Raw genomic sequence first — 20,061 nt, forward strand, 5'->3', positions numbered from 1 at the left:
AAATAATTGTAAATTTTTGGCACGACTCTTGCTATATATTAAAACAAACAGTTTGAAAGGGGATGTAAGTATGGTAAATGCAGTCTATGCTCCAAAAAGACATTGGAAAGAAGTTGAATTATGGAAAGATGTAACAGAGGAACAATGGAATGATTGGGTTTGGCAACTTACAAATACCATCAAATCATTGGATGAGTTAAAGCAAATAATTAACCTCACGCCTGACGAAGAAGATGGGGTACGAATTGCGACAAAAACAATTCCATTAAACATTACCCCATATTATGCATCGTTAATGAATCCGGATGACCCACGTTGTCCAGTTCGTATGCAATCAGTTCCAATCTCTGCGGAGATTCATAAAACTAAGTATGATTTAGAGGACCCACTTCATGAGGATGAAGATTCTCCTGTTCCAGGTTTAACACATCGTTATCCAGATCGTGTCCTATTTTTAGTAACAAATCAATGCTCAATGTACTGTCGTTACTGTACTAGACGTCGCTTCTCAGGACAAATTGGGATGGGAGTGCCAAAGAAACAGCTTGATGCTGCTATTAATTACATTAGCAAAAATCCTCAAGTGCGTGATGTACTTATTTCAGGTGGAGACGGTCTTTTAATTAACGATAATATTTTAGAGTATATTTTAAAAAATTTACGTGAAATTCCACATGTGGAAATTATCCGTATTGGTACAAGGGCACCTGTAGTATTCCCACAACGTATTACTGAAAATCTTTGTAATATCTTAAAAAAATATCATCCAGTTTGGTTAAATACTCACTTTAATACTTCAATTGAAATTACAGAGGAGTCGAAACGAGCTTGCGAAATGCTTGCAAATGCTGGTGTACCGTTAGGAAACCAAGCTGTAATCTTGGCTGGAATTAACGACAGTGTACCAATTATGAAAAAGCTAATGCATGATTTAGTTAAAATTCGTGTTCGCCCGTATTATATTTACCAATGTGATTTATCAGAAGGTATTGGACACTTCCGTGCGCCTGTTTCAAAAGGTTTAGAAATTATGGAAGGATTGCGCGGCCATACTTCTGGATATGCAGTACCAACATTTGTAGTAGACGCACCGGGTGGCGGAGGAAAAATTTCTCTTCAACCAAATTACTTAATTTCTCAAAGTGCTGATAAAGTTGTTCTTCGTAATTTTGAAGGTGTAATTACTACTTATCCGGAACCACAAAATTACGTACCAGGTAGAGCAGAAGCATACTTTAAAGAAATTTATCCTAATATGGATGAAAAACGTTCCAATGCAGGAATCGCAGGATTGATGAATGAAACAAAATTCAATCTTGTACCAGAAGGTTTACAACGTATGGAGGTTCGTAAAACATATGCAACAAACCCAGAGCATGCTTCATTGAAAGATAAGCGCGATAAACGCGACGAGTTAAAAGAAAAGAAATTCCAAGCACAGCTTACAAAAATCCAAGTTAGTGAAAAACTAGTAGGAAGTGCGCAAGGAGACGCTGAATGATGAAATGTCAGTGGTGTGAATCAGCTAATATAGTTGAATCAACAAATACGGTCTACTGGGAACTTCCTGATGGTACGAAGGCAATTGAGATTAAAGAAACACCATGTATCATTTGCTTAGATTGTAAAATAACATATCAAACAGATGATACTGTTGGTGCAATTGAGGAGCAATTATATTTAATTAACACAAAGCTGCTTGGTAAAACAACTTCATATAATGAGTTGATCGAGCAACAAAGATTATTAAAGAAGAATTATTTTGATTTTTCCAAATAAGAAATGAGAAGCGACTATTCGCTTCTCATTTTCTCTAATGTTCAAACTTTTTCCTAATCCTGCCAATGGATGTTAAAAAAAGCAGAAAATTATCGAATCCAAAAAACGACTGAAAAGGAGTATTTTAATGAAAAATACGGTAAATACAATAACAGTCATTGATTCTGAGAATCATATTTCTTCTATGCCTCAAGAGTTAAAGCGGGGATTAAAACCTCGTCATATTACAATGATTTCACTAGGAGGCACAATTGGAACAGGTCTATTTTTGGCAAGTGGAGGTGCAATCCATAATGCAGGACCAGGTGGTGTTCTGGCGGCATATATAGCGATTGGAATAATGGTGTACTTTTTAATGACAAGCCTTGCTGAGATGGCTACATATATGCCAGTTGCAGGATCTTTTAGTACATACGCAACAAAATTCGTTGATCCTGCACTTGGTTTTGCACTTGGCTGGAATTACTGGTATAACTGGGCGATTACTATAGCAGCTGAATTAGCTGCAGTTACAATGGTTATGAAATTTTGGTTACCACATACATCCTCACTATTATGGAGTTCATTATTTCTAGCTATTATCTTTCTGTTAAACTATCTGTCTGTTAAAGGATTTGGGGAATCTGAATACTGGTTTTCTATTATAAAGGTTGTTACAGTAATCATTTTTTTAATTTCGGGATTTTTAATGGTTTTTGGAATTATTGGTGGAGAAGCAGTAGGGTTTAAAAACTTTACAGTTGGTGATGCTCCTTTTCATGGAGGATTTATGGCGACACTTGGAATCTTTATGGCAGCTGGATTTTCTTTCCAAGGCACCGAGTTATTAGGAGTAGCAGCAGGGGAGAGCGAGGAGCCAGAGCGAAATATTCCTCGTGCGGCTCGCCAAATATTTTGGCGTATTTTATTATTTTACGTATTATCTATATTTGTAATAGGTCTACTAATACCATATACAAATCATAATCTAGCAAGTGGAGATGTAGCAGTTAGTCCATTTACATTAGTTTTTGATAAAGCTGGCATTGCATTTGCAGCGTCAGTAATGAATGCAGTGATCTTAACGGCGGTTTTATCAGCAGGAAACTCAGGAATGTATGCTTCAGCACGAATGCTGTGGGATATGGCTCGTCAAGGGAAAGCCCCAAAAGCATTTGGTAGGTTAAATAAAAGGGGTGTACCTGTTAATGCATTAATCATTACAGCGGCAGTCGGTACATTAGCATTTTTAGCTTCACTATATGGTGACGGAGTTGTTTACATTTGGTTACTTAATGCTTCTGGTATGTCTGGTTTTATTGCTTGGCTTGGAATAGCAATTTGTCATTATCGTTTCCGTAAAGCATACGTAGCACAAGGGAAGGATTTAAATGACCTACCGTATAAAGCGAAATGGTTCCCGTTCGGACCAATATTTGCTTTCGCCCTATGTGGGGTCGTTATTCTTGGACAAAACTATGCAGCATTTATGGGCAAAGCAATTGACTGGAATGGTGTACTTGTTTCATATATAGGTTTGCCATTATTCCTTGTTTTATGGATTGGATATAAACTAATAAAAAGAACAAAAATTGTTCAGCTTAATGAATGTGATTTGGAGAATTGAGTGTGAACGACATATTTAAAGTCTAGCTTTTAATTGAATAGTAAATTGTTTGGAGATGTAATTCGTATTTGAATTAGCATCTCTTTTTTTTATCTGAAAATTCGGTATCATTTATAATTTAAATCTGATATAGACCGAAGAAGTACTAAGTTGAAAAGCTATATTTTAACAGACGACAGAGAGTACTCAGTCATTCCTCCATCTAAAGAATTTGGAATAAACTAGCAGAGCAAAATAGTAAAAAGTACACTGGTTTTTGTAAGTACATAGCAATCTTATACTCTTACAGAATCAAAAAATAAAAATATCTTGTTAATAAATATGATATTTTTTATAATTATCTGTATCTTATAAGTAAAAGGATTGTTACTGCAATGCAGGCAAAACCTAGGTAATCAATGTCTTAATGTTAGACATTGGTTATTTAGGTTTTTTTACCTATAGATGTAGTAAAATTGACCTGTAAAAAAAGAAGATATAGTATAGAAATAATAAATGGTACTGCAAATAATCCTTCGCAAGAGAGGTGAGATAGATGATCATCCATAAAGTGATTAATAACAATGTAGTAAGTGTTTTGAATGAGCAAAATCAAGAAATGGTTGTTATGGGGAGAGGGTTAGCCTTTAAGAAAAAGCCAGGCGATCCTGTTGATGAGCAACTGATTGAAAAGGTTTTCAAGTTGGATAACAAGGATTTATCTGAGCATTTTAAGAAGCTGCTTGAAGAAATTCCTTTACAATATATGGAACTGTCAGATGAAATTATCCGCTTTGCAAAAGAGACGTTGGGAAAAAAATTAAGTGAAAGTATTTATGTGTCTCTAACAGATCATATTCATTTTGCCTTATATAGACAGAAAAATGGATTGGAAATCAAGAATCCTTTACTTTGGGAAGTAAAACGACTGTATAAGGAAGAATTTTCAGTTGGGAAACATGCATTAAATATTATTGAGCAAAAAACAGGAATCCGTTTACCTGAGGATGAAGCAGGTTTTATTGCTTTGCACGTAGTAAACGCGGAATTGAATGAGGAAATGACGAACATTGTAAATATTACAAAGTTCATTCAAGAAATATTAACTATTGTAAAATATCATTTTAAAATTGAGTTTGATGAGGAATCTTTAAACTATTATCGCTTTGTTACACATCTTAAATTTTTTGCTCAAAGGATTTTTAGTAAGACATATTTAAATAATGAGGAAGATTTTCTGTTCAATACAATAAAAGAGAAATATAAAGATGCTTCTGTTTGTACAGAAAAAATCAAAGATTTTGTTCTAAAAAAATATGAGTATGAATTAAGCACAGAAGAAAAACTTTATCTAACAATTCATATTGCTCGCGTTGTAAATAGAAATTAATTTTTTGGTGAAAGCGTTGACAATGTTAATTTACAGTGATAATATCAAGTTATCAATTAAATACATCCGATTTTATAGGATTGTTACTGGTCGTGCAGGCAAAACCTAAATTGTCGTCTCTTATGTTTTCCTGAGGCGTGCAGTTTAGGTTTTTTGTTTTCTTGGGACACTTTTGATCCGGACGAGGGAGCTCAAGATGGGCCAGTTTACATATCATTGTATTTAATTAAAAATTAAATAACAAAATTCAGGATTGTTACTGGTCATGCAGGCAAAACCTAAATTACAAGAGTGTATGATGATTTTTACATGCACCTGTAGTTTAGGTTTTTTATTTTACTAAAATAACAAATTGAAAGATTTCTTAATTATTTTTGGAATTTTCCATAATTTAAGGAGGGGTATTTATGGATTATAAGCGAACTGCTAGTGAGATTATAGATTTAGTCGGTGGGGAAAAAAATATAACCAATTTGATTCATTGTATTACTAGGCTTCGATTTAATTTGAACGACGATAGCTTTGCAGATAAAAACAAGGCTAAAATCGAAGCAATTGATGGTGTCATGGGGGTAAACAGAAGCGGCACTCAGTTTCAAGTAATCATTGGAAACGATGTTGTAAAAGTATTTGATGAAATAAATAAAATTGCCAATATTAATTCTGGTAATTCAGATGGTAATAAAAAGGCTAAAGGTAAAGGTATAGGAAGTATTTTTGATGTAATATCTGGAACATTTGCACCAATATTACCTGCAATCACTGGAGCGGGTATGATCAAAGCAATTCTTGCTATTCTTTTGACATTCCACTGGATTTCAGACAAAAGCCAAGCATATATCATTATGAATGCAATCGGAGACGGTGCATTCTACTTCATACCGTTCTTAGTTGCTTTTAGTGCAGCGAAAAAATTTGGGTCCAATCAATTTGTTGCAGTTTCAATCGCAGGTGCGATTATGCATCCATCCATTACAGCGTTATTAAGTAGTGGCAAACCAGTACACTTTATCGGTCTTCCTGTAACGGCTGTAACATATGCTTCATCCGTTATTCCAGTCTTATTGGCCGTTTGGATCGCATCTTATGTTGAAAAATGGACTGATCGTGTAACTCCGAGCATGGTTAAACTAATTATCGTACCGACTATTACTCTATTGGTAATGGTTCCAATCACTTTAATTGCTGTTGGTCCACTTGGTGTATTCATTGGCACTGGTCTTTCTAAAGGTGTTACTTTCCTATATGCTCATACAGGCATTTTTGCAGGACTTCTGCTTGGAGGTACATTCTCTTTAATCGTTATGACTGGGATGCACTACGCGTTTCTTCCAATTGTAGTTGGAAACTTAAGTACAAAAGGATACGATACAATCCTTCCAGCAATGTTTATGGCTAATATGGGGCAAGCTGGAGCGGCTTTTGCAGTATTCTTAAAATCAAAAAACAAATCATTTAAATCATTAGCACTTTCAGTTAGTATGACAGCTTTAATGGGAGTAACAGAACCAGCTATGTATGGTGTAAATATGAGACTTAAAAAGCCATTCATTGGAGCTTTAGTTGGTGGAGCAATCGGTGGAGCTTACTATGCATTGATGGCCGTAAAACTATACGTTATTCCAAGTAACGCTGGTCTTCCAGGAATTCCTTTCTTTATTGGTGAAACATTTGTTTATGCATTGATCGGTTTACCGATTGCGTTTATCGCAGGTACAGTTGCTGCGTACTTTATTGGCTTCGAGGATGTAGAAGTAAAAGAAGACCAAAAGGAAGAAAAAGTAGTAAATGAAGTAAAAAACGTTGATAAAAACCGTGTTCAAGAAGTAGTAAGTCCTATAAAAGGAAAAGTTGTACCTTTAACTGATGTTAAGGATGCTACATTCTCAAGTGAAGCTTTAGGTAAAGGTATTGCTATCGAACCTCAAGAGGGAAAAGTTGTTTCTCCTGTAGATGGTGTTGTTACAACTTTATTTAGAACGAAGCACGCGATTGGCATTACATCCGAAAATGGAATTGAAATTCTAATTCACGTTGGTATGGATACAGTTAAATTAGATGGGGAATTTTTCACAGCACATATTAGCCAGGGTGACGTCGTGAAAGCTGGAGACTTACTAGTAGAATTTGATTTAGTAAAAATCAAAGAAGCAGGCTATGAGGTTACAACTCCTGTCATTATTACAAATAGTACTAACTATCTTGAAATAAATGCAGTAAATAAAGAAAACGTTAAAGAAAATGAAACACTTTTAACGATTTGTGGTTAATTTAGAAAACGATTCTGACTGTTGATTTAAAGTTAGCAGTCAGAATATTTTAATAAAAATTGTGGAGGGGAACATTATGACAAAAAACTATTCATTTCCTAAAGGATTTTTATGGGGTGGAGCAACTGCTGCCAATCAATTAGAAGGTGCTTACCAAGAAGGTGGAAAAGGGTTAAATTTAGCAGATGTTATGCCTGGAGGAAAAGTAAGACTAAAAGTTATTCAAGAACCAGGATTTGATTTTAAAATAAATAAAGAAAAATATGTCTATCCAAATCATGATGGAATTGATTTCTATCACCGTTATAAAGAAGATATTGCACTTTTTGCAGAAATGGGATTTAAAACATATCGTATGAGTATTGCATGGAGTCGTATCTTTCCAAAAGGCGACGAATTAGAGCCAAACGAAGCAGGTTTAGCATTCTATGACCGTGTGTTTGATGAATTGAAAAAATATAATATTGAACCGGTTGTAACAATTTCTCACTACGAAATTCCATTACACTTAATTACAGAATATGGTGGCTGGCGCAATCGTAAAGTAATCGAATTCTTTAATCGATATGCAACAACATTATTCGAGTACTATAAAAACAAAGTAAAATACTGGTTAACTTTTAACGAAATTAATGGTGCAACGCATTTACCACTATTAGGTCTTGGTTTTTCTCCTGAAAGTAAAGAAACACAATTGCAGGATAGCTTCCAAGGACTTCATCACCAATTTGTAGCAAGTGCGTTAGCTGTAAAAGCAGGCCATGAGATCATTCCAGGTAGCCAAATTGGTTGTATGCTTGTGTATGTGCCAACTTATAATTACGACTCAAATCCTGAAAATGTGATGTATGCTCTACAAGAGTCTCGCCTTTGGAATAACTACTGTGGCGATGTTCAAGTTAGAGGAGCATATCCAGCATTTGCAAAACGCTTCTGGAAAGAAAATGTTATCAATTTAGCTATTCAAGATGGTGATTTAGAAATCATTAAAGAAGGTACAGTTGATTTCATTTCGCTAAGCTACTATATGTCACGTACTGAGAAAAAACATAAAACGAACGAAGAGAATAGCCAAGGTAATTTAGTTGGTGGCGTTAAAAATCCATTTTTAAAAGAAAGTGATTGGGGATGGGAAATTGATCCAACTGGTCTTCGCATTGGATTAAATCAATTATATGACCACTACCAAAAACCATTATTCATCGTAGAAAATGGTCTTGGAGCATACGATCAAATTGAAGAAGATGGTACGATTAACGATGATTACCGTATTGATTACCTACGTAGTCATATTGAGGCGATTGGTGAAGCAATCGAGGATGGTGTCGAACTGATAGGTTACACTCCATGGGGATGCATTGACTTAGTAAGTGCGTCTACAGGTGAAATGTCTAAACGTTACGGCTTTATTTATGTAGACAAACAAGATGATGGAAGCGGAACTTTAGAGCGCAAAAAGAAAAAATCATTTTATTGGTACCAAAATGTTATTCAAACTAATGGGGAACAACTTGATTAATTAAAAATATAAGAAATAACGTACATATTTGTAAATGAATATGTACGTTATTTTTATATTAATCTATTATTTTATAATTCCATAATTTAAACATCCAAATCCTTCTCTAAATTAATACCAATTTTACCTTCCTGTATTCTAGATCTGAATACAGCCCAATAAATAACAATTCCAGCAAGAAATAAATAAAGGATAACCTTAGTCGTTGGTAAAAAGTCTTTTGGTAGAGTTAAAATACCAACTTCAAATACTAACCAAATAATCGCAAGAATCGTAACAGGTAGTCGCCATTTTCCTAACTTAAAACCATCTGTATCCGGTAAGGTCTTAATTTTAGTAGCATATGCGATTACAGTAATTAAGTAAATTATGGCTGGAAGTGCCGCAGAAGTACCTATTAATAAAGATAGTTTCCCAAAATAGAATACAGCAATAATGCCTAATACAGAAACTAAAATTATCGCATTGTACGGTACATTATGTTTTTTATCTACCTTTTTAAACACATTAGAAGCGAAAAACACATTGTCTCTTGAAAGGGCATAAATAAGTCGAGAAGCAGAAGCCATAATGATTAATCCGCACGCAAAAATTGACACAATAACTAATGCAAGGAAGAAGTCAGCAACTGCAGTGCCCAAACGTGATTGTAAAATATCAGAAATGGGGGAAGCAGAAGCCATGATACTATTAATATCTTTTATACCCGATGTAACAATGATTAAGAAAACAAATCCAATTACACCTGCAAGTAACATTGAGTAAACGATGGCCTTAGGTACAGTTTTATTAGCATCCACTGTTTCTTCTGCTAAATTTGCCGCAGCTTCAAAGCCTACTAATGTATAAGAGCCCATTACGACTGATAGTACAAATGCTGTTAAATAGCTTCCATTTGAGCCAACCTTATGAGCAGTGTAAGTTAATAATGAAAAATCTGCTCCTTTGAAAAATAAGACAAAACTTAAAATAATAATAATGCCAATAAATCCGATTACTTCTGTATAGACAGCTGAATTATTAATGATTGTAGCAATCCTTACTCCGTAAATATTTAATAATGCTTGTATAACGATTGTAATTATTACGACAGTTGTGAGAACAGTAGTTGTACTCTTAATACCAATTAAATCAAGAAAAATTGGAGCTACACCATAATCAACAGTAGGTACAACAATAATTAAGTAACATAAAGCTGCCCAACCTGTAAACCAACCAAATCCTCGATTCGTTAAACGGCTAACCCACTGGTATACATAGCCACTTAAAGGAATTTTGCTCGATAAATCTGCAAAAATTAAGGCTACAAGTAAATGTCCCACCATGACAAATGGCCACGTCCAAATTCCAGCAGGTCCGGCTGCTCCTAAGGCAAGACTATAAGAGCTAAAAATACCAGTTGTAATCGAGATAAACGAGAACGCAACTGCAAATGAACTAAAAAATTTTAATGATCGCTGTAATTCCTGTTTGTAATTAAACGATTGTAAACCATCTGAATCAATACCTTGTTTACTCATAAATCATCTCCTCCAGATTCGAAATTTATTAACAGAATTTTCTTATAATTAAACTCGTAGTTAGTCCGATTAGATTAACTAGAAGTTTTATTATCGATCGGGTAAAAAAGCTACATATTTTTCTTGTACCTAAAATTGGGCAGAGTGATAGTTTACCGTTAACAATGCAACTTCCGTGCCAGTCTAATAGATGTGAGTAATTTTAAAGATTCGTATAAAAAGAGAAGCAAATCTTATGAGGTCTTGAATAATGTATGCAGGACTGAATAACAACCAGACTGATCATAAAGGTAGATTTTAGTGGAAGGAATTTCGTTTTTTCTATTAATACTTAATAATTTCAAAGCAATTGAAGCTGTTCTTTATAACGTTTACAAAAAATTAATATTTTGGCATAAAACTTGCAGTTCTAGAAAACGACTTATTTAAATATTCAAAAAAAGGAGGTTTCTGTCGGAAAAGTAAGAATTATAAGGAAGTAGTAATTGTAGTGTAAGCGCTTAATCTAAAACGAAGGGGATATGATAGGTGGAAAATAAAACACAGTTAAAAAGATCCTTAAAGTTATGGCAAGTAGTTATGATGGGGTTAGCCTATATGACCCCTATGGTTGTTTTTGACACATTTGGAATTGTATCTGATGTAACTAATGGTCACGTACCAAGTGCATATATAGTAGCTCTAATAGGAATGTTATTTACAGCGGTTAGCTACGGTAAGCTTGTAAGAGAATTTCCTGAAGCTGGCTCTGCTTACACATACACCCAGAAAGCGATTAGTGGACACTTAGGCTTTCTAGTTGGCTGGTCATCATTATTAGATTACTTGTTCCTACCAATGGTAAATGCTTTATTAACTAAAATTTACTTAAATGCACTTTTTCCTAATGTCCCAACCTGGATTTGGGTAATTGGATTTGTAGCACTAGTAACTTTCTTAAACTTAAGAAGTATCAATATGCTGGCGAATTTCAATACTTTCTTTGTATTAGTCCAGCTTGCGATTATGGTTGTCTTTATCGTTCTTGTAATCCAAGGCTTACATCATGGAGAAGGATACGGCGGATTTAGTATTAAGCCACTTTTTAATGCAGGAATGCATTTTGGCACATTAGTAACCGGTGCAACAATCCTTTGCTTCTCATTTTTAGGATTTGATGCTGTGTCAACTTTATCAGAAGAGGCAATAAACCCTGCAAAAACAATCCCTAAAGCAATTCTTTACACAGCACTTTGGGGAGGCGTAATCTTCACAGTTACATCATTTTTCATTCAATTATACTATCCGGACATATCTAGATTTAAGCATCCAGATGCTGCATCACCAGAGATTGCATTATATGTAGGTGGCAAATTATTTCAATCAATTTTCTTATGCATTACCTTTATTAATACACTTGCTTCTGCATTGGCTTCACATGCGAGTGTATCACGTTTGTTATATGTAATGGGGCGCGACAAAGTTTTCCCAGATAAATGGTTCGGATTTGTTCATCCGAAATGGAAAACACCAGCATTTAACGTAATTTTTGTCGGTGTGATTTCATTATCAGCAATCTTTTTTAACTTGGTAACAGCTACTTCATTAATTAACTTCGGAGCATTAATGGCATTTACTTTTGTTAATTTATCAGTCATTAACCATTTTTACATTCGAGGAAAGCATAGATCAGTCAAGGGCACTTTTTCTTACCTAATTTTGCCTTTAATTGGGGCCGCATCTGTAGCAATCTTATGGTTTAACATTGAAAAAAGCTCGCTAATAATGGGAACAGTTTGGTTCGTCGTTGGATTATTATATCTAATTTACTTAACTAAGGCATTCCAAATTGCACCTCCTAAATATGAAGAAGAGGCTGCTGTATAGTAAACTCACAATGAAGAAAAGTCACAAGGAAATTTACTCCTTGTGACTTTTTTTGTGTCTACTCTGGAATATTTTGTTCGCATCTCTGATAGTGCATTTTAAGTGATTCAATTTTGAATAATGATTAATGCAAAATTGAATAATTCATGCATTCAATCATATTTTCACTAAAGGAACGAATTAGGTTGTTGAAGGAAAAAACACTAAAAAGGATCATTCAAAAAAATATAAAAGTAATGAAAGTCTTATAATTGCCTTTCTAATAAGCTTTTTTCTATTTATCACTTCACAAAATGATGACATGAATTCAAGTTGGCACAGGAATTGCTATTAAATTTTTAAAATAACTAATGAGGTGTAGAAAATGAGCTCAAATTTAACTGAAGTAGAACAAAATGAAAAGAGTAGTGAACAGGCAGAAATAGATGATTCCCTTCAAGAGTTTAGAGAAACGTTAAATGAAGCAATCAGCATAATGAACTATCCGAGCCAAGTATTTGATTTCCTTAAAACACCAATGCGATTTTTAGAATTTAGTATTCCCGTTCAAATGGATAATGGTGAGACAAAAATATTTCAAGGATATCGAGCTCAACATAATGATGCATTAGGACCTACAAAGGGGGGAATTAGATTTCATCCTGATGTAACGCCAGAGGAAGTAAAAGCATTAGCTGGCTGGATGAGTTTAAAGTGTAGTATTACTGATTTACCTTATGGGGGAGCAAAAGGTGGGGTTGTTTGTGACCCAAGACTATTAAGTATGAATGAGCTAGAAAAATTAAGTAGAGGTTATGTAAGAGCTGTAAGCCAAATTGTAGGACCTACTAAAGATATTCCAGCACCTGATATGTATACAAACGCCCAAGTTATGGCTTGGATGCTAGATGAATATGACCATATTAGAGAGTTTGATTCACCAAGTTTTATTACTGGTAAACCTCTAACTTTAGGAGGTTCAGTAGGTCGGGAGACGGCAACATCAAAAGGAGTATTTTATGCTCTCGAGCTAATTAGTGAAATACAGAAAATTGAGATTAAAAATATGAAAGTCATTATTCAAGGCTTTGGAAATGTTGGTAGTTACTTAGCACAATACTTACATGAAGCTGGAGCAAAGGTTGTCGGAGTTTCAGATGTACTTGGAGGAATTTATGATCCAAAAGGTTTAGACATTCCATATTTATTAGACAATAGAGATTCATTTGGAGTTGTTTCTAACTTATTTAAAAATGCGATTTCTAATCAAGAGCTATTAGAAAAAGAATGTGATGTCTTAATTCCAGCAGCAATAAGTGGGGTTATTAACAACCGTAATGCGGATAAATTGAAATGCAAGATTGTTGTTGAAGCAGCGAATGGACCGACTACTAAAGAAGCTCTAGAAATCCTTGATCAAAAAGAGATTTTAGTCGTTCCCGATATTTTAGCTAACTCAGGTGGAGTAGTTGTTTCGTATTTTGAATGGTGTCAAAATATGCAAGGTTATTATTGGTCTGAGAGTACTGTAGACGAGAGATTAAAAGAAAAAATGACAGATAGCTTTTTAAAAGTTTATAAAACATCGCAAAAATATAATGTAAACATGAAAATAGCAGCTTATATCGAAGGTATTCGTAAAATTGCTGAAGCTTGTCGCTTGAGAGGTTGGATAAAATACTAAAACAAAGGGAGAGATCTAGAATGATCGATATTATTTCTGAATCAACGGAAAGACAGCTTGTACACCACTATTGTTTATTAACTCAAAATAATAGATATGATTTATCGATTGCCTTTTCAAGTCACTTTTATGGAAAATCAATGGTTACATCAATTCAATCTAGTAAAATGGCATTATTATGTTTAGAAGATATTCATTCTGAACATTATTGGGCTCCTAAGTTAGGTATTGCTGAGGAGGATATTTCAGAAATCCAAAATTTCTTTAGCATGGTTTTACCATCAAAACACATTTGCGAGTTATAATACCAGGAATTTTTTTAAAGAAAACTCGCTATTTGGTGAACTTTAAGGCGAGACAGAGTCGGAGAAATTTAGAATATTCTTAATGTGCAAAAAAGGAGTGAGCTTTATGTATTATGGAGTCATTGTCAGTGACTACCATGGAACAGTTGAAGAGACTGCTATTCAGAAAGATTCGAGAATTTATGAATGGGAGCCTTTATTCTTTATTAAAACTACAGATGGATTTACAAAAGTTATTCATCAAGGAATTAGTGGTGAAGTTGTTTCATTGGAGGTCTCAATTGGAGACAAGATAGTTCCTGGAATGGTCCTTGCGTATGTTAAAGAGGATTTGTTTGTGACCGCTAGCGATTGAGTAAAGTGTGATTAATATTTCTAAGATTACAAATAACAACCTTGATTCAATTAACGCGTTCTCTTTTCTAACAAATAAAGGGTGTCTCTGGTCGAATAGACTTAAGAGACTGCCCTTTCTTTTTGTTTGTATTAAATAGATTAGTAAATTATAATTTTAGATTTTTATGATAAATTTAAAAATTCTGCTAAAATAGGAATGTATAATGGTATAGACATAAGGGGGGAAAGAAATGTTATCAATAAATGAGAAACAAATAAGACCAGTCATCACAATAGATATCGATCAATTTAAAGAAAATGATGAAATCGATTTATCCAATATAAATGAACCCTTTTTATTCTTACGTAAGCAAAATCAGATTGTTGGTTATGTTCAATTAAATAATATTATTCAAAGTAATAATAAAAAGAAAAATATAGCAATTTCAAAGATTACTAGCTCTTCCCAATCAATTGATAGTGTATGTCGTTTGAGTGGACAAATTTTATTAACAGAACTATTCCAAATTATTGGTGAACCAATCTCAATCGTAAAAGAAGAGGAAGATATGCCAATAAGTTACATACTTCGAGAAGATATATTGGCGGAGCTTTTCAAGCAAGAAAATAAAAGTGTAGATTTATTAAAAAATATTTTAACATCAATACCGATGGGCACGTTTGTAGTAGATAAAAATAAAGTGATTATTAATTGTAATGATGCTGGGTTAAAAATGATGAAATCAACATTGGGAAAAGTAATTAATGCAAAAGCAGAAACTATTTTTAGCGGAGAACAAGTTGAAAATGTATTTGCTACAGGTAAAACAATTCTTAATCAGATTCAAATAAATGACGATATCGGTGTTCTTGTCGATTATAGCCCAATTTTCGTCGATAACGAGGTTGAAGGAGTAGTTATTGTTGTACAAGATCTTCCAATGGTTGAAGAAATGGCATCTGAAATTGAATACGTAAAAGATTTAAATAAAGATTTGAATGCTATTTTATCGAGTATTTATGATGAAATCCTTGTAGTAAACCGTAAAGGTGAACTAATTCGTTACAGTGAGAATATAATTCCTGGATTTTGGAACGTAGATTTAAAGGAATTACTTGGGAAGAGTATTTTAGAATTTGGAAACCAGGGACTTTTTACGCCATCTGTTACAAAGTTAGTTTTAGAAAAAAAGAAGAAAGTATCAATCGTTCAAGAAACTATAAGTGGACGTAAAGTGCTTGCAGTAGGAAATCCCGTTTTTGATGAGAATATGGAGATTGAACGTATTATTATTGCTTCTAGAGATATTACAGAAACTTCACGCCTTAAAACGGAATTAAAAGAAATGAAAAAGATTTCTGAGCAATATAAAAAGGAACTTGAAGATATTAAGAGCAAGGATCGTTTTGTCAAAAAACTGATTTACTGTAGTCCCAAAATGGAGCAAATCATCAACCAAGCGAAAAAAATTGCTGATTTTTCTTCCACTGTGTTACTGCATGGAGAGTCTGGTGTAGGAAAGGAAGTAATTGCACAGGCTATTCATCAATTAGGAAATCGTTCTTCGAAACCGTTTTTGAAACTAAATTGCGGTGCGATACCTGAAAATCTTCTGGAAAGTGAGCTTTTTGGCTATATTAAAGGTGCATTTACAGGAGCGGATCAGAATAAGGACGGCTATTTTAAGCAAGCAGATGAAGGCGTTTTATTTTTAGATGAAATTGGTGAAATGCCATTGCATTTACAAGTAAAACTACTTAGAGTCCTTCAAGAACAAGAAGTAATTCCAGTTGGAAGTACAAAGCCTATTAAAGTAAATGTGCAAATTATTGCAGCTACAAATAAAAGATTAGAAAAAATGGTTGAAGAACGTACATTTAGGGAGGATTTGTATTATCGCCTAAATGTTATTCCTTTAAATATTCCACCGTTAAGAGAAAGAATTGAAGATATCTCATTATTAGCTTTCAGTTTCTTACAGCAATTAAATGAAAAGTATAATAAGAGCTTTCATCTTACTCCAGATGCAATCAATGTATTAGAATTTTATTCTTGGCCAGGGAATGTCAGAGAACTTCAAAACATTATAGAAAGATTAGTCGTCTCAGCTGAAGATCAAATTATTAATGCAGAAGACGTTAATCAATTCTTACCAAATAGCTATGACTTTAATAAATCAAAACCAGTCATTAATAAAGTAATTCCTCTCCAAGAAGCAATTGATTATGTTGAGGAGCAACTCATTGTGCTTGCGATAAAGCAATATAAAACAACAACGAAGGCTGCACAAGTTTTAGGCATTAGTCAGTCTTCGGTTAGTCGTAAGTATCAAAAAATAATGCAAGATAAGAGTTTACAAAGTGATTTCATGTCGTTTAATTAAGGTAGTAAAAAAACGCACCAAGTGGGTGCGTTTTTTTATTTCTCTAAATCCCCTATATTTTCAACATTACTATCAATTACTTTAGTCATACTAACTTGATCCCCCGAGATACTAAATGCCATGAATATGATGATGAGTCCCACCGCAATGCATGTTCCTGCAAGCAACATAATATCGCCTCCTTTCATGGTGTTCTAGCCTATGCAATGAATTTTCTTAATATGTCGTTTTACAGAAATAGTTTTAATTTTACGAGTTTTAAAGATTATGCAAATTGTAATAGTGTTATGCAAAATTGAATAATAATTGTACAGAGTATTTTAGTAAAACCCTTATAAATAGGAGTATTAAAGTTGGCACAGTTCTTGCAATCTAATAAATTGTTAAGTAATTAAGGAGGGTTTATATACAATGGTCGATGTTCAATTTAAAACAATTGATTTAAAGATGTTTATTAATGGCGAATGGAAAGATTCTAGCAATCATGAGAAACGCCCTGTTATTAACCCAGCAAATGGAGAAATCATTGCATATGCTCCTGAAGGAACGGTTGAAGATGCGAAAGAAGCAATTGATGTTGCTCGTAAAGCATTCAATGATGGAAGATGGTCTGATTTATCTGCTCAAGAAAGAGCAACTTACTTATTTAAAATTGCGGACAAAATAGAAGAGTACCAAGAAGAATTAACGAAACTTGAAACCTTAGATAATGGGAAACCGAACCGTGAAGCAGGCTTCGATGTAGCTGATGCAGCAGCGTGTTTCCGTTATTATGCGGGGTTAATTACAAAGCCGGATGGGTTTACTTATCATGTAGCAGATCCTATGCAAGCGATGGTTGTTCGTGAACCAATTGGTGTATGTGGATTAATTGTTCCGTGGAACTATCCATTATTAATGAGTGTTTGGAAGCTTGCTCCAGCATTAGCGGCAGGTAATACGATTGTTTACAAACCATCAGAAGTTACACCAGTTACTCCGAAGAAATTATTTGAGATTTTTGAAGAGGTTGGTCTTCCACACGGTGTAGCAAACATGGTTATGGGTGCAGGTCCAGTAGTTGGAAATGAAATCGCTTCAAATCCTGATGTAGATATGGTTTCATTCACAGGTGGAACAAAAACAGGTAAACATATCATGAAAACAGCGGCCGATACGATGAAAAAAGTATCGCTTGAGCTTGGCGGGAAATCTCCAAATATCATTTTTGCGGATGCTGATTTTGAAACGGCTGTAGATTATGCTCTATTCGGAATTTATGCAGGTTCAGGCCAAGTTTGCTCATCTGGATCAAGAATTTTAGTTGAAGAATCAATTTATGATCGCTTTGTAGAGCGATTTGTAGAGCGTGCTGAGAAAATTAAAGTTGGTCCTGGAGATGCACCTGAAACAGAAATGGGTCCACTTGTAAGCAAAGAGCATTTAGAAAAAGTTTTAAGTTATATACAAATTGGTAAAGAAGAAGGCGCTAGAGTTGCTTGTGGTGGAAATCGCATTGAAAAAAATGGTTTAGAAAAAGGTTACTTTGTTGAACCGACTGTTTTTGTAGATGTTGAACAAAATATGCGTATCGTTCAAGAAGAAATTTTTGGCCCTGTTGTATGTATTCAAAAGTTTAAAACTGAAGAAGAAGCAATAAAACTAGGAAATGGAACTGTTTATGGTTTAGCAGGTGCAGTATTTAGTAAAGATGGAGCGAAAGCTTTAAGAGTGATCAAAAAGTTACGTTCAGGAATTACTTGGATTAACTCCTACCACCCAACATACAATGAAGCTCCATGGGGAGGCTACAAACAAAGTGGTGTAGGGCGTAGCTTAGGTACATTTGGATTAGAGGAATTCCAAGAAATTAAGCAAATTAACATTAACTTACAAGTTGAACCAATTGGATGGTTTGCAGAATAATTTTAGGCAGTAATAAGAAGAAATATATAGGAAAGAAAAAAATAGATAAAACGACTATAGGAGTGAATAAAATGAGTATCAATTTAAAAAACGAATTAAAAAGTGAAGAAAAAAATGTAACCGAGTACATTAATAAGGTTTTAAGTTTAATAGAAAAAGAGACTGTTACAGAAGAAGACGCTGCTTGGATCACAAAGGAAACAGTTGATGGTTTTAGAGAGCATGTAAACCCAGGTTTCCTTGCTTACCGCAAAACTGTTACAGAAGGCGGTCAATTTGCATCTGTTGAATGGTCTGATAGCGGCTCATGCTTTAAAGACGTAAATGGTAAAGAGTATATTGACTGTTTAGGCGGATTTGGAATTTATAATGTTGGGCACCGTCATCCAAAAGTTATCAAGGCTGTTACAGATCAGTTAAAAAGACAAGCACTTCATAGCCAAGATTTATTAGATCCATTACGTGCAATGCTTGCTAAAATTTTAGCAGATATTACACCTGGTGATTTAAAATACTCATTCTTTACAAATAGTGGTACTGAAAGCGTAGAAGCGGCATTAAAGCTTGCAAAAATGTATGGTGAGCGCAGTACATTTATTTCAACTACACGTGCATTCCACGGAAAAAGCTTAGGTTCATTATCTGGTACTGCAAAAGGCATGTTCCGTAAACCGTTTTTACCATTAATTCCTGGATTCCGTCATGTTCCATTTGGGGACATTGATATGATGAGAAAAACATTTGAAACTTGCTCTTTAGTAGGCGAAGATGTTGCAGCAGTTATTCTTGAGCCAATTCAAGGTGAAGGTGGAATTATTCTTCCTCCTCCAAATTACTTAAAAGAGGTTCGTGAACTATGCGATGAGTACGGAGCACTATTAATTTTTGACGAAGTTCAAACAGGTATGGGACGTACTGGTAAAATGTTTGCTGCTGATTTATATGAAGTAGTTCCAGACATTATTTGTCTTGCTAAAGCATTTGGCGGCGGAGTTATGCCGGCTGGAGCAGTAGTTGCAAAAGAAGAAGTATTCAAAAGCTGGTTCCCAAATCCATTTATGCATACAACAACATTTGGTGGAAATCCATTAGCATGTGCAGCTGCTATTGCAACAATCAGTGTGCTTCTTGAAGAAAAATTACCTGAAAGAGCAGAAGTGGTTGGGGCTTACTTCTTAGATCAATTAAAAGAAGCAGCAAAAGGACATGAAGACAAAGTTTTAGAAATTCGTGGTCAAGGTTTAATGATTGGAATCGAGTTCCATCAAGATGAAATTGGCTATGAAGTTTCTAAAGGAATGTTTGATAAAGGGATTCTAGTTGCAGGTACATTAATTAACTCAAAAACAATTCGTATCGAGCCTTCTTTAAAAATTAGCTATGAAGAAGTTGATACTGTAGTAAGTGCATTTAAAGAAATTTTATCTACTATTCAAGCTTAATTTATTCATCCAGCATGTCATGAAAAATAATCATGACATGCTTTCATTACAGTCGAAAAAATGAACATTTCTAAAAACGCTATAGATAGGATGGTGT

Annotated in this window: 15 protein-coding genes; 13 read left to right on the top strand and 2 right to left on the bottom strand. The window is 34.3% G+C overall.

From position 1 onward, the window contains the following. Nucleotides 1-70: 70 nt before the first annotated feature. The 6 genes from kamA (at nucleotide 71) to CN946_RS19135 (ending at nucleotide 8,543) form a co-directional block, all read left to right on the top strand. Nucleotides 71-1,501: a lysine 2,3-aminomutase gene (kamA, locus tag CN946_RS19110; RefSeq protein ID WP_056474596.1), complete on the top strand. Its 1,431-nt coding sequence runs from the start codon at nucleotides 71-73 to the stop codon at nucleotides 1,499-1,501. After that, nucleotides 1,501-1,779 (top strand): YokU family protein, encoded by a 279-nt coding sequence (locus CN946_RS19115; RefSeq protein WP_098429402.1) that lies wholly within the window; start codon nucleotides 1,501-1,503, stop codon nucleotides 1,777-1,779. Before kamA ends, CN946_RS19115 begins: the two co-directional genes overlap by 1 nt. Nucleotides 1,780-1,963: 184 nt before the next feature. Beyond that, nucleotides 1,964-3,385: an amino acid permease gene (locus CN946_RS19120; protein ID WP_098862585.1), complete on the top strand. Its 1,422-nt coding sequence runs from the start codon at nucleotides 1,964-1,966 to the stop codon at nucleotides 3,383-3,385. Nucleotides 3,386-3,920: 535 nt separating this feature from the next. Then, nucleotides 3,921-4,754 carry a BglG family transcription antiterminator LicT gene (gene licT, locus CN946_RS19125; protein WP_098862540.1) on the top strand — a complete coding sequence of 278 codons (834 nt, stop codon included), beginning with the start codon at nucleotides 3,921-3,923 and terminating at the stop codon, nucleotides 4,752-4,754. Between the two features lie 407 nt (nucleotides 4,755-5,161). Beyond that, nucleotides 5,162-7,024 (top strand): beta-glucoside-specific PTS transporter subunit IIABC, encoded by a 1,863-nt coding sequence (locus tag CN946_RS19130; RefSeq protein WP_098862541.1) that lies wholly within the window; start codon nucleotides 5,162-5,164, stop codon nucleotides 7,022-7,024. 76 nt (nucleotides 7,025-7,100) lie between these two features. Beyond that, the gene (locus CN946_RS19135) at nucleotides 7,101-8,543 is read left to right on the top strand and encodes a glycoside hydrolase family 1 protein (protein ID WP_098862542.1); all 1,443 of its coding nucleotides are present in this window, start codon (nucleotides 7,101-7,103) and stop codon (nucleotides 8,541-8,543) included. Nucleotides 8,544-8,629: 86 nt separating this feature from the next. Here the strand turns inward: CN946_RS19135 and CN946_RS19140 are convergent, their stop codons facing one another. After that, nucleotides 8,630-10,063, bottom strand: a complete 1,434-nt coding sequence (locus CN946_RS19140; protein WP_098862543.1) for an APC family permease — start codon at nucleotides 10,061-10,063, stop codon at nucleotides 8,630-8,632. A gap of 528 nt (nucleotides 10,064-10,591) precedes the next feature. Here CN946_RS19140 and CN946_RS19145 point away from each other — a divergent pair. The 5 genes from CN946_RS19145 to CN946_RS19165 all read left to right on the top strand — a co-directional run bounded on the left by CN946_RS19145 (nucleotide 10,592) and on the right by CN946_RS19165 (nucleotide 16,617). Beyond that, nucleotides 10,592-11,929 (top strand): APC family permease, encoded by a 1,338-nt coding sequence (locus CN946_RS19145; protein WP_218012666.1) that lies wholly within the window; start codon nucleotides 10,592-10,594, stop codon nucleotides 11,927-11,929. A 364-nt stretch (nucleotides 11,930-12,293) separates the two neighbouring features. Then, nucleotides 12,294-13,592, top strand: coding sequence for a Glu/Leu/Phe/Val family dehydrogenase (locus CN946_RS19150; RefSeq protein ID WP_098862544.1), 1,299 nt, complete (start codon nucleotides 12,294-12,296; stop codon nucleotides 13,590-13,592). A 20-nt stretch (nucleotides 13,593-13,612) separates the two neighbouring features. Continuing rightward, on the top strand, nucleotides 13,613-13,897 hold the full coding sequence (locus tag CN946_RS19155) for an SAV0927 family protein (RefSeq protein WP_098862545.1): 285 nt from the start codon (nucleotides 13,613-13,615) through the stop codon (nucleotides 13,895-13,897). A 106-nt stretch (nucleotides 13,898-14,003) separates the two neighbouring features. Beyond that, nucleotides 14,004-14,252, top strand: coding sequence for a biotin/lipoyl attachment domain-containing protein (locus CN946_RS19160; protein ID WP_098428243.1), 249 nt, complete (start codon nucleotides 14,004-14,006; stop codon nucleotides 14,250-14,252). Nucleotides 14,253-14,484: 232 nt separating this feature from the next. Continuing rightward, complete coding sequence (locus CN946_RS19165; RefSeq protein WP_098862546.1) at nucleotides 14,485-16,617, top strand: sigma 54-interacting transcriptional regulator; 2,133 nt, start codon at nucleotides 14,485-14,487, stop codon at nucleotides 16,615-16,617. A gap of 35 nt (nucleotides 16,618-16,652) precedes the next feature. On the opposite strand, the gene CN946_RS23880 is transcribed toward CN946_RS19165, so the two are convergent. Further along, a complete protein-coding gene (locus CN946_RS23880; protein ID WP_286133985.1) occupies nucleotides 16,653-16,787 on the bottom strand; it encodes a hypothetical protein in 135 nt (44 codons plus the stop codon). A gap of 241 nt (nucleotides 16,788-17,028) precedes the next feature. Here CN946_RS23880 and CN946_RS19170 point away from each other — a divergent pair, with 241 nt between their 5' ends. Together CN946_RS19170 and CN946_RS19175 are read left to right on the top strand one after the other, a co-directional pair. Continuing rightward, complete coding sequence (locus CN946_RS19170; protein WP_098862547.1) at nucleotides 17,029-18,522, top strand: aldehyde dehydrogenase family protein; 1,494 nt, start codon at nucleotides 17,029-17,031, stop codon at nucleotides 18,520-18,522. A gap of 71 nt (nucleotides 18,523-18,593) precedes the next feature. Further along, nucleotides 18,594-19,964 carry a putrescine aminotransferase gene (locus CN946_RS19175; RefSeq protein ID WP_098862548.1) on the top strand — a complete coding sequence of 457 codons (1,371 nt, stop codon included), beginning with the start codon at nucleotides 18,594-18,596 and terminating at the stop codon, nucleotides 19,962-19,964. Nucleotides 19,965-20,061 lie beyond the last annotated feature (97 nt).

The organism is Bacillus sp. AFS053548 (assembly GCF_002575105.1).
Classification (GTDB): domain Bacteria; phylum Bacillota; class Bacilli; order Bacillales; family Bacillaceae_G; genus Gottfriedia.

Bases quoted from the DNA above. Each gene is read 5' to 3' on its own strand.
- CN946_RS19150 (WP_098862544.1), top strand. From the start codon at position 12,294: ATGAGCTCAAATTTAACTGAAGTAGAACAAAATGAAAAGAGTAGTGAA.
- CN946_RS23880 (WP_286133985.1), bottom strand. From the start codon at position 16,787: ATGTTGCTTGCAGGAACATGCATTGCGGTGGGACTCATCATCATATTC.
- CN946_RS19130 (WP_098862541.1), top strand. From the start codon at position 5,162: ATGGATTATAAGCGAACTGCTAGTGAGATTATAGATTTAGTCGGTGGG.
- licT (WP_098862540.1), top strand. From the start codon at position 3,921: ATGATCATCCATAAAGTGATTAATAACAATGTAGTAAGTGTTTTGAAT.
- CN946_RS19175 (WP_098862548.1), top strand. From the start codon at position 18,594: ATGAGTATCAATTTAAAAAACGAATTAAAAAGTGAAGAAAAAAATGTA.
- CN946_RS19120 (WP_098862585.1), top strand. From the start codon at position 1,964: ATGCCTCAAGAGTTAAAGCGGGGATTAAAACCTCGTCATATTACAATG.
- kamA (WP_056474596.1), top strand. From the start codon at position 71: ATGGTAAATGCAGTCTATGCTCCAAAAAGACATTGGAAAGAAGTTGAA.
- CN946_RS19160 (WP_098428243.1), top strand. From the start codon at position 14,004: ATGTATTATGGAGTCATTGTCAGTGACTACCATGGAACAGTTGAAGAG.
- CN946_RS19170 (WP_098862547.1), top strand. From the start codon at position 17,029: ATGGTCGATGTTCAATTTAAAACAATTGATTTAAAGATGTTTATTAAT.
- CN946_RS19135 (WP_098862542.1), top strand. From the start codon at position 7,101: ATGACAAAAAACTATTCATTTCCTAAAGGATTTTTATGGGGTGGAGCA.
- CN946_RS19140 (WP_098862543.1), bottom strand. From the start codon at position 10,063: ATGAGTAAACAAGGTATTGATTCAGATGGTTTACAATCGTTTAATTAC.
- CN946_RS19115 (WP_098429402.1), top strand. From the start codon at position 1,501: ATGAAATGTCAGTGGTGTGAATCAGCTAATATAGTTGAATCAACAAAT.
- CN946_RS19165 (WP_098862546.1), top strand. From the start codon at position 14,485: ATGTTATCAATAAATGAGAAACAAATAAGACCAGTCATCACAATAGAT.
- CN946_RS19155 (WP_098862545.1), top strand. From the start codon at position 13,613: ATGATCGATATTATTTCTGAATCAACGGAAAGACAGCTTGTACACCAC.